This window comes from Ruegeria sp. CDSC025 (assembly GCF_059610805.1).
This window is the reverse complement of record NZ_JBXWOJ010000005.1, coordinates 139,132-152,682: the sequence shown is the minus strand read 5'-3', so window position 1 is coordinate 152,682 and position 13,551 is coordinate 139,132. Positions and strand designations below refer to the sequence as shown.

General features: G+C 58.5%; 12 protein-coding genes and 1 pseudogene. 12 read left to right on the top strand and 1 reads right to left on the bottom strand.

The window, feature by feature from the left end; translation table 11 throughout:
- Window positions 1-6: 6 nt before the first annotated feature.
- Window positions 7-462 (bottom strand): nucleoside deaminase, encoded by a 456-nt coding sequence (locus AC2FH8_RS09895; protein WP_496689657.1) that lies wholly within the window; start codon window positions 460-462, stop codon window positions 7-9.
- Between the two features lie 61 nt (window positions 463-523).
- Here AC2FH8_RS09895 and AC2FH8_RS09890 point away from each other — a divergent pair.
- From AC2FH8_RS09890 to AC2FH8_RS09835, 12 genes and pseudogenes are all read left to right on the top strand, one after another.
- A pseudogene (locus AC2FH8_RS09890) lies at window positions 524-1,330 on the top strand (pseudouridine synthase); the annotation flags it as partial.
- Between the two features lie 177 nt (window positions 1,331-1,507).
- On the top strand, window positions 1,508-2,422 hold the full coding sequence (locus tag AC2FH8_RS09885) for a 5-bromo-4-chloroindolyl phosphate hydrolysis family protein (protein WP_271949379.1): 915 nt from the start codon (window positions 1,508-1,510) through the stop codon (window positions 2,420-2,422).
- Between the two features lie 31 nt (window positions 2,423-2,453).
- Window positions 2,454-3,644 (top strand): toxic anion resistance protein, encoded by a 1,191-nt coding sequence (locus AC2FH8_RS09880; protein WP_496689655.1) that lies wholly within the window; start codon window positions 2,454-2,456, stop codon window positions 3,642-3,644.
- A complete protein-coding gene (locus AC2FH8_RS09875; RefSeq protein WP_246097227.1) occupies window positions 3,613-4,617 on the top strand; it encodes a DUF2927 domain-containing protein in 1,005 nt (334 codons plus the stop codon). The genes AC2FH8_RS09880 and AC2FH8_RS09875 overlap by 32 nt, the downstream gene beginning before the upstream one ends.
- 22 nt (window positions 4,618-4,639) lie before the next feature.
- Window positions 4,640-5,788, top strand: a complete 1,149-nt coding sequence (locus tag AC2FH8_RS09870; protein WP_281994943.1) for an SPFH domain-containing protein — start codon at window positions 4,640-4,642, stop codon at window positions 5,786-5,788.
- Window positions 5,789-5,853: 65 nt separating this feature from the next.
- On the top strand, window positions 5,854-6,345 hold the full coding sequence (locus tag AC2FH8_RS09865; protein ID WP_281994944.1) for a cytochrome b: 492 nt from the start codon (window positions 5,854-5,856) through the stop codon (window positions 6,343-6,345).
- 18 nt (window positions 6,346-6,363) lie between these two features.
- Complete coding sequence (locus AC2FH8_RS09860) at window positions 6,364-7,473, top strand: TFIIB-type zinc finger domain-containing protein (RefSeq protein ID WP_281972708.1); 1,110 nt, start codon at window positions 6,364-6,366, stop codon at window positions 7,471-7,473.
- Window positions 7,474-7,558: 85 nt separating this feature from the next.
- Window positions 7,559-8,227: a nitroreductase gene (locus AC2FH8_RS09855; protein ID WP_271949366.1), complete on the top strand. Its 669-nt coding sequence runs from the start codon at window positions 7,559-7,561 to the stop codon at window positions 8,225-8,227.
- Between the two features lie 20 nt (window positions 8,228-8,247).
- Window positions 8,248-8,685 (top strand): D-aminoacyl-tRNA deacylase, encoded by a 438-nt coding sequence (gene dtd, locus AC2FH8_RS09850; RefSeq protein WP_271949362.1) that lies wholly within the window; start codon window positions 8,248-8,250, stop codon window positions 8,683-8,685.
- Window positions 8,685-9,788 (top strand): DUF4147 domain-containing protein, encoded by a 1,104-nt coding sequence (locus AC2FH8_RS09845; RefSeq protein ID WP_496689652.1) that lies wholly within the window; start codon window positions 8,685-8,687, stop codon window positions 9,786-9,788. Before dtd ends, AC2FH8_RS09845 begins: the two co-directional genes overlap by 1 nt.
- Window positions 9,789-9,839: 51 nt before the next feature.
- Complete coding sequence (locus AC2FH8_RS09840; RefSeq protein ID WP_496689650.1) at window positions 9,840-11,831, top strand: CocE/NonD family hydrolase; 1,992 nt, start codon at window positions 9,840-9,842, stop codon at window positions 11,829-11,831.
- 125 nt (window positions 11,832-11,956) lie between these two features.
- Window positions 11,957-13,540, top strand: coding sequence for an ABC transporter substrate-binding protein (locus AC2FH8_RS09835; protein WP_142636703.1), 1,584 nt, complete (start codon window positions 11,957-11,959; stop codon window positions 13,538-13,540).
- Window positions 13,541-13,551 lie beyond the last annotated feature (11 nt).

Sequence of the window (13,551 nt, the reverse complement as noted above, 5' to 3'; positions counted from 1 at the left end):
CCCAGATTATTTACTGGCCCTCTTTTTGGTGAAGAATTCGCGCAGCAGGGCTTCGCAATCCTTGGCGGCAATACCGTCAAACACTTCGGGTTTATGGTGCGACTGTGGATGGGAAAACACACGCGCCCCGTGAGCTACCCCACCCGATTTGGGATCAGAGGCCCCGTAATAGATCCGCCGAACACGAGCGGCGGCCAAAGCCGCGGCGCACATCGCGCAGGGTTCCAGTGTGACAAAGATGTCGTGGTCAATCAGGCGTTCCGATCCGGTCGCAGCACAGGCGACGCGCAGGGCCAGAATCTCGGCATGTGCGGTTGGGTCGTTCAACTCGCGTGTCTGATTGCCTGCCACGGCGACAACCCGGTCGCCCAGCACGATAGCAGCCCCTACCGGAACTTCGCCGCGTTCACCGGCTTCGCGCGCCTGCTCAAGCGCGATATCCATGTACGATCTGAACTCCATGCCTCTGACTGCATCAGAAACCTGCCTTTCGCAAGGCGGCGGGATGCGCTATGGGCTGCAAATGACTAATACCCCTCCTCCAGGCGACCGGATCGCCAAAGTCCTTGCCCGCGCTGGCGTCGCCTCGCGCCGGGAAGCGGAACGCATGATCGAAGCAGGTCGTGTGGTTGTGAACGGCAAGACCATCGACAGCCCCGCGCTGAACGTTACCGCCAAAGACAAGATCACCGTCGACGGCAAGCCGGTGTCCGAGCCGGAACCGTCACGTCTTTGGCTGTACCACAAGCCACCCGGTCTGGTTACGACGACGAAGGACGAAAAAGGCCGCGCGACGATCTTCGACAAGTTGCCCGAGGACATGCCCCGCGTCATGAGCGTCGGGCGGCTTGACCTGAACTCGGAAGGGTTGCTGTTGCTGACAAATGATGGCGGCATCAAGCGCAAGCTGGAACTGCCTGCCACCGGATGGCTGCGCAGATACCGCGTCCGTGTAAACGGGCGTCCAAAAGACGAGGATTTCGCGCCGCTCCGAAAGGGGCTGGTGATCGAGGGTGAACGGTTCCAACCGATGGAAGTAACACTCGATCGGCAACAGGGTGCAAACGCCTGGCTGACCATTGGCCTGCGCGAAGGTAAAAACCGCGAAATCCGCCGCGCGATCGAGGATATCGGCTTTGCCGTGAACCGGTTGTTGCGCGTCTCGTACGGCCCGTTTCAGTTGGGCAAACTGAAACCCGGAGAGGTCGAGGAAATTCGCCGCCGGGTCATGCGTGATCAGCTTGGTCTTGAGGCTGAGCCCGAGGCTCCGGCCAAACGCCCTGCACGGCCACAGCGCAAACGGCCTCCGATCGGCAAGAAATCTCGCAAATGATAAGGGTTAGGTAACCTTCCCCCTAGCGCCGGGGCCGCGCATCCCCTAAGTTTTCCGCAAAGAGAAACTCAGGGAGCATCATGTCCGGGTCCGGAGTACAAAAACTGGCTTACGTGGCCTTATTGGTTCTGTTGTTCGGCGTCTGCACCGGGTTACTGGGAGGGCTGTAAGCACATGGCCAAACGCTTTGGCGGCAAATACAGCCCAAACGACTCAGATTCGTCGACAGATCAACCGGCGCGCGGTCAGTTTGATGGCGCGCGCGTAGAACCAGCTGGAGCACGGGCTAATATCCTGTTTATCCCGGCTGTTCCATTGGTGTTTCTGTCGCTGAACGACGGTGCAATCGGGATGACCATTGGCCTGATTGCCGCTGGTTTGCTGACCGGGGCGGCCTTTCTGCTGCGCGAAGGGTTGCGGGCCGAAGCGGCCTATAACGCGCGGCGCACAGCCCGGCGCCCGGCAATTCCCCGCAAGATATTTTCCAGCGTTCTGACCGGCCTTGGGGCTGGATTGGCCTCATACCGATCCGAGTTTCTCGATGCGGCAACCGTGTCTGACGCCAGCCTCATCGCCCCAGTTTTATTCGGCACCGCCGCTGCTGTGTTGCATTCCGTTTCCTTCGGCCTGGACCCTATGTCAGACAAAGGCATGGAAGGCATCGATACCTTTCAGCAGGACCGTGTCGCACGGGTAGTCGAAGACGCTGAGGCGCATCTGACCGAAATGACCGACGCCATCAAACGTGCTGGGGACCGCCGGATCGAAGCGCGGGTCGAGCGATTTCAGGAAACTGCCCGCGATTTGTTTCGCACCGTCGAAGAAGATCCGCGCGATCTGGCCGGAGCAAGAAAATACCTGACCGTCTATCTGCAGGGTGCCCGTGACGCGACGGTCAAGTTCTCGGATGTTTATGCGAGAACACGTGATGCACAGTCGCTGCAGAATTACTCGTCTCTACTGGATGACCTGGAACAGAATTTCTCTGCCAGGACCCGTAAGATGCTATTGGATGACCGCAGCGATCTGACGGTTGAAATTGACGTGCTGCGCGAACGGTTGCAGCGCGAAGGCGTTCGGTTGGACTGACCGGCCCGAAGTATACAGAGAGGATTACCCCATGTCCGAAGAAGTAAAGAACAAGGCAGTCGAAGCCGAAACGCTGCTACAGGAAGTGACCGCCGTCGCCCTGCCCGACCCCACGGCGGAAGTTGTCCTTCTGAAAGAGGCCGACGAGCCTGTAGGTGCTGAAATTCGTAAACGCATGGGCGAGATCGACATGGGGAACACGAATTCCATCGTGTCCTTCGGCTCGGGTGCGCAGGCCGAGTTGCAGGAAATCAGCCAGGCGATGCTGGCGGATGTCCGCAACAAGGATGTCGGTCCGGCAGGTGACAGCCTGCGTAATATCGTGACTACGATCCGTGGATTCTCGGTCAGCGAACTCGACGTGCGGCGCGAGCGTAGCTGGTGGGAAAAACTGTTGGGCAAGGCCGCCCCGTTCGCCAAGTTCACCGCCCAATACGAACAGGTTCAAGGCCAGATCGACCGGATCACGGATGACTTGCTTTCGCATGAACATACGCTGTTGAAGGACATCAAGTCCCTGGACATCCTGTATGAAAAGACGCTGGGCTTTTATGATGAGCTGGCGCTTTACATCGCGGCCGGCGAAGAGAAGCTGAACGAACTGGACAGTCAGGACATTCCTCAGAAAGAGGCCGAGGTTCAGGCCGCGCCCGAAGAGGATCAGGTGATGAAAGCGCAGGAGCTGCGCGATTTGCGTGCTGCGCGCGATGATCTGGAACGCCGGGTGCATGATCTGAAGCTGACGCGACAGGTCACCATGCAGTCGCTGCCCTCGATCCGTCTGGTTCAGGAAAATGACAAATCTCTGGTGACCAAGATCAACTCGACCCTGGTGAACACCGTGCCTCTCTGGGAAACCCAGCTGGCACAAGCCGTCACCATTCAGCGCAGCGCCGAGGCCGCCGCCGCCGTGCGCGATGCGAATGACCTAACCAACGACCTTCTGACCGCGAATGCCGCCAACCTGCGCGAGTCGAACAAGGTGATCCGTCAGGAAATGGAGCGCGGTGTCTTTGATATCGAGGCCGTAAAACAGGCCAATGCCGATCTGATCGGAACCATCAATGAAAGCCTGGAGATTGCGGATGAAGGCAAGGCCAAACGCGCCGCTGCCGAGCAAGAGCTGCAGAAGATGGAAACCGAACTGCGCGACACTTTGGCCGCAGCCAAAGCGCGCAAGGACGGTATCGGTGACAACGCCGGAACAGCTGTTCCGGGCTGATGGTGGATTGAAGGTGCGGTCACAGGGATATCTGAAGCCCGTATTGGGTCTGGTCGCATTGCTGGCGCTGGCCAACTGCGACGAGGCCCTGACGTCTTCGGTTGCCCCTCAACCGCGCCCCGTAGCCCCCCCAGCGCCTGCCCTCAATGCCTATGTACCTCCATCTGCGGCCAGTCAGGATCTGGCGCGGTTCTATCAGCGGGTAGAACGTGACCTGCTGACGCGTGGTATGCTGCGCAGCGATGGCGGCGGGCCGGACACTCCTTATGATGCCAGCGATCTGGAGCGCAATTTCGAGACGATTGCCTTTTTCAACGAGTATCCAGATCACGCCGTCACCGCGACCACATACTCGACCGAGGGCCAGCTTAGCCGATGGTCCGCCCCCATCCGTGTTCAGACAGAATTCGCCCCGTCTGTGTCCCCCGAAATGCGGGCAAAGGATGCCGAACAGGTCGAGACCTTTACCGCGCGGCTGTCCAAAGTGACCGGTCATCCGATGTCTGTCGTTACCCGCAAGGCAAATTTCCATGTCTTTTTCGCGGGAAAGGATGACGGTGCATACGTGGTCTCCCGCCTGAAACAGCTTGTACCTGGCATCGATCAGCCATTGCTTGACCTGGTTGCAAACCCGCGTTCAAATATTGACTGTTTTGTCATCGCGTCTCCGACCAACCGGTCCCTGCACCGGTTTGTTCGGGCGGTGGTGCTGATCCGTGCTGAATTGCCTGATATGCTGCGGCGCAGTTGCATCCACGAAGAAATGGCGCAGGGGCTGGGACTCTCCAATGACAGCAACGCTGCGCGACCATCCATCTTTAATGATGACGATGAATTTGCGCTGCTGACCAGCCATGACGAGAAATTACTGACAATGCTCTATGACCCGCGTCTTGAGCCTGGCGTGGCTGTCGAAGACGCGCGTCCCGTGGTGCGGATCATTGCGCGCGAACTGATGGGCCAGCAGCTGTGAGCCCAAGATAAGGAGACCCCAAATGGGTATTTTCGATTTTCTGACCGGCGAGTTCATCGACGTCATCCACTGGGTCGACGACACCCGCGATACGATGGTCTGGCGGTTCGAACGCGAGGGCCATGCGATCAAATACGGCGCCAAACTGACCGTGCGCGAAGGCCAGGCGGCCGTTTTCGTGCATGAGGGGCAGCTGGCGGATGTCTTCACTCCCGGTCTCTATATGCTCGAGACCAACAATATGCCGATCCTGACGACACTGCAGCATTGGGACCATGGCTTTCAGTCTCCGTTCAAATCCGAGATTTATTTCGTCAACACGACTCGCTTCAATGACCTGAAATGGGGCACCAAGAATCCGATCATGCTGCGCGATCCGGAATTCGGACCGACCCGCATTCGCGCTTTCGGTACTTATACAACCCGGGTCAAAGACCCAGCAAAATTCATGATCGAAATCGTCGGCACCGATGGTGAGTTCACGATGGACGAGATCAGCTTTCAGGTGCGCAATATCATCGTTCAGGAATTCAGCCGGGTCATCGCAGGATCAGGCATTCCGGTTCTGGACATGGCCGCCAATACCGCCGATCTGGGCAAGTTGATCGCGGCAGAAGTGACCCCGGTCTTGGACGGGTACGGGCTGGAGATGCCTGAATTTTATATCGAGAACATCTCACTGCCACCCGCAGTTGAAGCGGCGCTGGACAAGCGGACATCGATGGGGCTGGCTGGTGATCTGGGTAAATTCACCCAGTATTCAGCCGCTGAGGCGATGACAGCCGCGGCCAACAATCCCGGTCAGGGCGGTGGCATGGGCGCTGGCCTTGGCATGGGAATGGGCATGGCCATGGCACAGCAGATGTCGAACATGGCAGCGGGTCAGCCGAGCGGTCCGTGGGGCGGTTCCGCCCCCGCTGCCCAGCAACCTGCGGCGCATACGGCGCCTCCGCCGCCACCGCCAGTGGAACATGTCTGGCATATCGCCGTTGACGGGCAAACCAGCGGGCCATTTTCCAAGGCCAAGATGGGCCGCATGGCGACAGACGGAGAGATCACACGAGACACCCATGTCTGGACCGCCGGTCAGGACGGCTGGAAAAAGGCGGGTGAGGTACAGGAACTGGCGCAGTTGTTCACGATCCTGCCGCCACCCCCGCCCGGAGCCTGAAGTGACGGAAAGCTTAGGCAGCAACGTTTAACGCGTATCCGCAACCTCTCTGAAAGAGCAAACGAATGTCTACTTTGGACCGCTACTCAAAGCCCCAAATCGTATTGCACTGGCTGATCGCTGTGATCATCATCGGCGAATGGATCAGCAGCGATGGCATGGGACGGGCCCTGCACGCCCGGCTCGAGGGCAACACGGTCTGGACAGAAGGGGCCACCCCTCATGTCTGGCTTGGCTGCATCGTCTTTGCGCTGATCCTGGTCCGCATCCTTCTACGGTGGCGACAGGGCGCGCCTGCCCCGGTTGAGGAGAGCTCGGCCCTGATGGCGACCGCAGCAAAGTTGGGACATCTCTTGCTTTATGCGCTGATGGTCGCGGTGCCAATCTTCGGCATGTTGGCCTGGTTCGGGGGTATCCATGTTGCTGGTGAGGTCCACGAAACCGTGGGCAATGCCCTGTTGTTCGTCGCATTAGGTCACGCTGCCTTTGCCATCTGGCATCATTTCATCAAACGGGACGGGGTGCTGAACCGGATGCGCCTGTCCTCTGGCCGATAACGCAAATTCGAGACTTCAATGGCCCCTACCGACCCTAACATTGTAGACGAACACCGCTTTCCCTGCGATCAATGCGGGGCGGATTATCGGTTCAATCCCGGTGATGGTACGCTCACCTGTGACCATTGCGGTCACTCAGAGGCAATTGGCGCCGGACCGTGGGGCGGTTCCAGCCTGAAAGAGCTGGATTTCAACAGTGCGCTTTCGGATCAGCTGCCTGACGATGAGATCGAGGAAACGCGTGTTCTGACCTGCCCCAACTGTGCGGCTCAAGTTGAATTTGACCCGGCCACGCACGCAGCCGAATGCCCCTTTTGCGCAACCCCAGTAGTGACGGATACCGGCATCAGCCGTCACATCAAACCCCGCGGCGTGCTGCCCTTTGCGCTGGATGAACGCACTGCGCATAAGGCGATGGGAGACTGGCTGGGACGGTTATGGTTCGCCCCAAACGGGTTGAAGGATTATGCCCGCAAAGGGCGCAAGATGCAGGGTATCTATGTTCCATACTGGACCTTCGATGCGGATACGAAATCCACATATCGGGGCGAGCGCGGCATAGTTTACTATGAAACACGCAGCGTCATGCGCGATGGCAAGCGTGTACAGCAAAGGGTCGCCAAGGTGAGATGGTCCCCGAAATCGGGCCGGGTCGCACGGTTCTTTGATGACGTTCTGGTTTTGGCATCCCAGTCTTTGCCCAAGAAGTACACCGACGCGCTGGAACCCTGGGATTTACCCGCGTTGGAACCGTATCAGCCTGAGTACCTCGCCGGTTTTCGGGCCGAGGCCTATACAGTCGAATTGAATGACGGCTACACCGAAGCCCGCACACATATGTCCCGCGTGATAGAACGGGATGTACGCTTTGATATTGGTGGCGATCGGCAGCGCGTTCATGCGGTTGAGACCGATGTGCGGGATGTGACCTTCAAGCATGTCCTCCTGCCGATCTGGATGGCCGCCTACAAATATCGGGGGCAGACGTACAGGTTTGTAGTAAACGGCCGCACCGGGCGCGTTCAGGGGGAACGTCCCTGGTCAGCGCTCAAGATCTCTGTCGCCGTGTGCCTTGGCCTTTTGGTAGCTGCCGGTGTTGGTTACATGGTGGCAACCGGTCAGCAATGACGTGACCGGCTAACCGCATCAGCACTTGAACATCCGCCAGTCTGACCTCATCCTGCGCCCTGTCAACGCCGATGGGGAGGCCTGTGTGACACTATCCGCTCTGAACAGTCTACTGGATCAACGGCATTCCTGCCGCGCCTTCCTGTCTGACCCGGTGCCAAAGGATCAGATTAATCAGATCCTGACCAGCGCAGCCCGCGTTCCAAGCTGGTGCAATGCGCAGCCCTGGAACGTGACCATCACCAGCGGGCCAGAGACCGATAAGTTTCGGAAGGCTCTGCAGGATGAGGTAACCGCGGACACGCCATCCCCGGACCTGCCCTTTCCTGCCTCCTATTCGGGCATCTACCAGGAACGCCGCCGTGAATGCGGCTGGGCCCTTTACGAAGCCGTTGGCGTTGAACGCGGAGATCGCGCCGGGTCCACCCGGCAGATGATGGAGAATTTCGCCCTTTTCGGAGCGCCCCATTGTGCAATCATATCCAGCCCAACGGAACTCGGCGCTTATGGCGCGATGGATTGTGGTGGCTTTGTTACGGCCTTCACCCTAGCGGCGCAGGCTCTGGGCATAGCGACAATTCCGCAGGCCGCAGTGGCCAGCTATGGCCCTTTTCTGCACCGATATTTCAACATCCCGGATGACCGTCTGATCCTATGTGCGATCTCTTTCGGCTATGCAGACAAAGACCACCCGGCCAACAGGTTTAGAACCAGTCGCGCCGCGCCCGACGCGTTTGTCGAGTGGGTCGACTGACCATCAAATGGAGGAACCAAATGCGTGCGCTGTTGCAGAGGGTCTCGCTGGCAAAAGTCTCGGTCGAGGGTACGGTGATCGGACAAACCGGTCCGGGCCTGCTGATACTGGTTTGCGCGATGCAGGGGGATGACGACCAAAAGGCCGAACAGCTTGCTGCCAAGGTCTCAAAGCTGCGGATATTCAAGGATGAGGCCGGCAAGATGAACAGGTCGGTTCTGGATACGGGCGGCTCGGCCCTAGTAATCAGCCAGTTCACACTTGCCGCTGATACCTCGCGCGGGAACCGCCCGGGGTTTTCTGAAGCGGCACCGCCAGAGGTTGGAAAACGCTTGTATGAGGTTTTCGCGCATCGGCTAAGTGGTCTTGGCGTCCCTGTCGAAACCGGTCAATTCGGGGCGGATATGGCCGTCGAACTGGTCAATGACGGCCCGGTCACGATCTGGGTCGAAAGCTGATGGAGCAAAGGCAAAAGGCAACCCGAATATGGCAGGCCGGGGTTGACGCGGTTGGTGGATATGCGGCGACGTTATCCGCCTTGAACGATGTAGAGCAACCCAACCAAATTCTGGCTGTCGGCAAAGCTGCGGCGGCGATGACCCGCGCAGCGCTGGACCATTTCGGCCCCCTCCCCGCGCTAGTTGTCACCAAGGATGGCCACGGGGACGCCCTGCCTGACCATGTCAGGGTGATCGAGGCCTCTCATCCCGTTCCTGATATCCGCAGTCTGCAAGCGGGCCGCGCACTGCGTGAGATGGTCCAGTCGATGGGATCATCTTCGCATTTGCTGCTGCTGGCTTCGGGCGGGGCCTCGTCTTTGGCTGAGGACCTTGTACCCGGCAATACGCTGGCGAATCTGGAGCAGTTGAACCGAAAACTGCTGTCGGAAGGGTTGAATATCTCTGAAATGAACGCCGAACGGCGCAAACTGTCCCAAATCAAAGGGTCTGGCCTGTTGGCCCAGTTCAAAGGAGCGAAGGCGACTGTTCTGGCGATTTCCGATGTGCCCGGCGATGACCTGAACGTTATCGGATCGGGCATTGGCGCACTTCCTGAGCCGCGCGATTTTCAGGGAGTTGCGCGCATCGTTGCATCGAACAAGCATGCCCGTGCTGCCGCCGCCCGACTGGCCATGGCCGAGGGCGCACCCGTTTTAGCGAATGAGGAATGCCTGCACGATGACCTGAAAAGCATAGCAGCCCGTTTGGGGCCACGGCTGCGCAATATGCCCGAAGGCGTCATGGTTTTCGGTGGAGAGCCAACTGTCGTGCTGCCCAGAAATCCAGGCAAGGGTGGGCGCAATCAGGCCCTCGCTTTAGCGTTGGCCAGAGAAATCGCGGGTATTGCTGGGCTGACGCTGCTTGTCGGGGGCACCGACGGCACCGACGGGCCGACCCAGGCCGCGGGGGCGATTGTTGACGGGACCATTTGGGGCGATGGTGCGGAAAAGGCGCTGCGGGATGCTGACAGCGGCAGCTATCTGGAACGCGCAAATGCTCTTTTCGTCACCGGGCCGACCGGAACCAACGTAATGGACCTTATTGTCGCAATCCGAAGCTGATTTGACGATTTTCACCTGCACCAAAACCCTTTTGGCCCCGAGACTGACTGAATGAATCCAGCCGACAATTCGCTACTCGACATCGAAGACCTGCCAGATGTCGGCATTCACATGCCGGATGGGTGCCGGCTTTCAGCCCGGATATGGAAGCCGTCGCATGCAGAAAGCCACCCTGTACCTGCCATTCTAGAGTTCCTGCCCTATCGCAAACGCGACGGCACTGCGACACGAGACGCCCTGACCCATCCATGGTTTGCCAAGCGCGGCTACGCCTGCATCCGCGTGGACATGCGCGGCAATGGTGACAGCGAAGGGCTGATGGAGGATGAGTATACCCAGCAGGAACTGGACGATGCAGTAGCAACTATCGAGTGGCTGGCGCAGCAACCGTGGTGCTCTGGTTCTGTAGGAATGATGGGGATCAGTTGGGGCGGTTTCAATGCTTTGCAGGTGGCGGCACTACAGCCAGAGGCGCTGAAGGCGATTATCACGCTATGCTCGACCGCCGACCGGTATGCGGACGACATCCACTACAAGGGTGGCTGCCTGCTGAACGAAAATCTCGGCTGGGGCGCGACCATGTGGTCTTATTCATCGCGCGCTCCCGATCCGGCCCTGCGTCCGAACTGGCGCGAGCTGTGGCTGGACCGCCTTGAGAACGAGCCCTTTCTGCCCTCTGTCTGGTTGCGCCATCAGACTCGGGATGCCTATTGGCGTCACGGGTCAGTCTGCGAGGATTTCAGCGCTATCCGGGCGGCGACTTTGGCTGTTGGCGGCTGGGGCGATGCCTATAAGAATACGGTGCCTTTATTGGTTGAACAGCTTGATTCTCCGGTCAAGGGGATCGTCGGACCATGGGTTCACAAGTATCCGCATTTTGCTGTTCCCGAGCCCCGAATCGGATTTCTGCAAGAGGCCCTGCGTTGGTGGGACCATTGGTTGAAAGGCCAGGATACTGGCGTCGACCAGGAACCCGACTATCGCGCCTATCTTATGGATGGGGTACGCCCCCAGCGCTGGTACAAGGAACGGCCCGGTTGCTGGATAACCGAGGATAAAGGCGCGACCTCGCATCTTCCTATTCAAACTCTGAATATTTCTAATGTTGGGCTGGACCAACCCGGACCGCTGGACACGTGCATCCGATCCCCCCAGACCTGCGGGATGGAAGGCGGAGAATACTGCGCCATCTGGTTGGGGCCGGATATGCCGGGCGATCAGCGTGTGGATGATGCATTTTCGGCCTGTTTCGACAGCGCCCCACTGGCCAATGATCTGAACATCGTGGGCGCGCCGCAAATATGCCTGCACATCAGTGCCGACCGTCCCCATGCCCAGATGGCAGTGCGCTTGAATCACGTCCATCCCGATGGGGCAACAACACGCATAACATACGGTGTCCTTAACCTGTGCCATCGCGATACCCATTCGCAACCGACCGAATTGGTCCTAGGCAAGGTATACGAGGTCACGCTGGATCTGGACCATATCGCTTATCGGGTGCCAAGGGGACACCGCTTGCGGATTGCGGTATCCAGCGCCTATTGGCCGCTGATCTGGCCTTCGCCCGAGTCTGCAGAACTGCATCTGACCGAGGGCCAAATCAAGCTGCCCATCCGTCACGCGGCTAGCGAGGCATATGTATTCCCCCCCCCGGATGCCGAGGCCGCACACGACATCACGACTGTCCGAGACAGCCGGAACTCTCGACAGGTCGAAACTGACATGAACTCGGGGGAAACTCATCTGATTATCGAAGATGACTTTGGCCTTGTTACGGACAACCACCACGGCCTGACACATGGCGGAACAGCCTTTGAACGTTGGTCGATTCGCCCTGATGACCCCTTATCTGCGCGCGGATATTGCCATTGGACACAAGAGATAATCCGTGACGGCACAGAGCTGCGTACAGAAACATCTTGCGAAATGTGGTCAGACGCCGGAAACTTCTACCTCTGTGCTGAACTCAAGGCATTTGAAAACGGCAGTTTGGTATTTTCAAAGACTAAGGAGGATACCGTACCGCGTAATCATATGTGAAATTCAAGCAGGTCTGAGCCGGACTTTTTTCTTGCTCGACCAACCGAATTGCGCCTAACTTGACTGGCGCGTCAATAAAAAAACCCGTCAGGGGCTGACGAGATAAATCACTGGGAGATATCTGAATGAACGAACAAATCACTCACATGGCCAAGCAGGTTACAGCTGGCAAGCTGACCCGCCGCGAATTTATGGGGAAAGCTGCAGCACTTGGTGTGTCTGCTGCGATGGCCAGCACAATGTTTGCCGATGCTGCACGCGCGGCTGGCCCGAAAAAGGGCGGTGATCTGAAATTTGGCCTGCAGGGCGGGGAATCCACCAACTCGCTTGACCCGGCCACCTATGCCAGCTCGGTTCCGTTCCAGAACGGCAAGCAGTTCGGCGACCAACTGGTCGAGGTTGCGCCCGATGGATCGATCGAACCGCGCCTTGCAGAAAGCGTCGAAGGCAGCGCGGATGCCAGGGTCTGGACCTTCAAACTGCGTCAGGGCGTGGAATTCCACAACGGCAAGACCATGACCAGCGAAGACGTGCTGAAAACCATGGAGCGTCACTCGAACGAGGATTCCCAGTCCGGTGCTCTGGGCATCATGCGCGGCATCGAATCGATGAAGGCTGATGGCGACAATTTCCAGGTTACGCTGAATGAACCAAATGCCGACCTGCCCTATCTGATGGCGGACTATCATCTGATCATCCAGCCGGATGGCGGCATGGAAGATCCGGGCGCAGGGGTTGGCACCGGCCCTTACCAAGTGGAAGTCAACGAACCCGGCGTGCGCCACGTGTTCAAGAAATTCGCCAACCACTGGAGCGATTACGGCAATTTCGACAGCGTCGAAGTGGTTGTTATCAATGACGCAACCGCCCGGACCGCCGCGCTGCAATCCGGTCAGGTCCACGCGATCAACCGGGTTGAGCCCAAGATTGCTGATCTGCTGGGTCGCGCACCGAACCTGACTGTGCATTCAACCGCAGGCCGTGGCCACTATGTGTTTATCATGCATTGCGACACGGCACCGTTTGATAACAATGAACTGCGTTTGGCCCTGAAACACGCGATTAACCGTCAGGATCTGGTCGACAAGGTTCTGCGTGGCTATGGCTCGATTGGGAATGACATGCCGATCAACGCGGCCTACCCGCTGTTTGACGGTTCGATCCCGCAGCGTGAATTCAGCATCGAAAAAGCAGCTGAGCATTACAAGAAGTCGGGTCATGACGGCTCGCCAATCATTCTGCAGGTCGCTGATGGCGCCTTCCCTGGTGCAGTGGACGCGGCCGCCCTGTTCCAGCAGACCGCGGCTCAGGCTGGTATCCCGCTGGAAATCAAGCGTGAACCCAACGATGGTTACTGGTCCGAGGTTTGGAACGTACAGCCGTTCTGCGCCTCGTACTGGGGTGGCCGTCCGGTGCAGGACCAGATGTATTCGACCGCGTATCTGTCGACCGCAGACTGGAACGACACGCGGTTCAAGGTTCCGGCCTTTGACGAGATGCTGTTTGCAGCCCGCGCCGAGCTGGACAATGACAAGCGCAAGGACATCTACAAACAGATGGGCATGATGGTCCGCGACGAAGGCGGCGTAATCTGCCCGATGTTCAATGATTTCGTCGAAGGTGTCAGCAATCAGCTGGAAGGTTGGGAAAGCGACCCGACCCAAGAGATGATGAACGGCAACATGTCCCGCAAGATGTGGTTCTCCTGATAAGGACCACG

Excerpts from the sequence above, each read along its gene's own strand:
- AC2FH8_RS09860 (WP_281972708.1), top strand. The coding sequence starts at position 6,364 with ATGGCCCCTACCGACCCTAACATTGTAGACGAACACCGCTTTCCCTGC.
- AC2FH8_RS09865 (WP_281994944.1), top strand. The coding sequence starts at position 5,854 with ATGTCTACTTTGGACCGCTACTCAAAGCCCCAAATCGTATTGCACTGG.
- AC2FH8_RS09840 (WP_496689650.1), top strand. The coding sequence starts at position 9,840 with ATGAATCCAGCCGACAATTCGCTACTCGACATCGAAGACCTGCCAGAT.
- AC2FH8_RS09870 (WP_281994943.1), top strand. The coding sequence starts at position 4,640 with ATGGGTATTTTCGATTTTCTGACCGGCGAGTTCATCGACGTCATCCAC.
- AC2FH8_RS09845 (WP_496689652.1), top strand. The coding sequence starts at position 8,685 with ATGGAGCAAAGGCAAAAGGCAACCCGAATATGGCAGGCCGGGGTTGAC.
- AC2FH8_RS09885 (WP_271949379.1), top strand. The coding sequence starts at position 1,508 with ATGGCCAAACGCTTTGGCGGCAAATACAGCCCAAACGACTCAGATTCG.
- AC2FH8_RS09835 (WP_142636703.1), top strand. The coding sequence starts at position 11,957 with ATGAACGAACAAATCACTCACATGGCCAAGCAGGTTACAGCTGGCAAG.
- AC2FH8_RS09880 (WP_496689655.1), top strand. The coding sequence starts at position 2,454 with ATGTCCGAAGAAGTAAAGAACAAGGCAGTCGAAGCCGAAACGCTGCTA.
- dtd (WP_271949362.1), top strand. The coding sequence starts at position 8,248 with ATGCGTGCGCTGTTGCAGAGGGTCTCGCTGGCAAAAGTCTCGGTCGAG.
- AC2FH8_RS09895 (WP_496689657.1), bottom strand. The coding sequence starts at position 462 with ATGGAGTTCAGATCGTACATGGATATCGCGCTTGAGCAGGCGCGCGAA.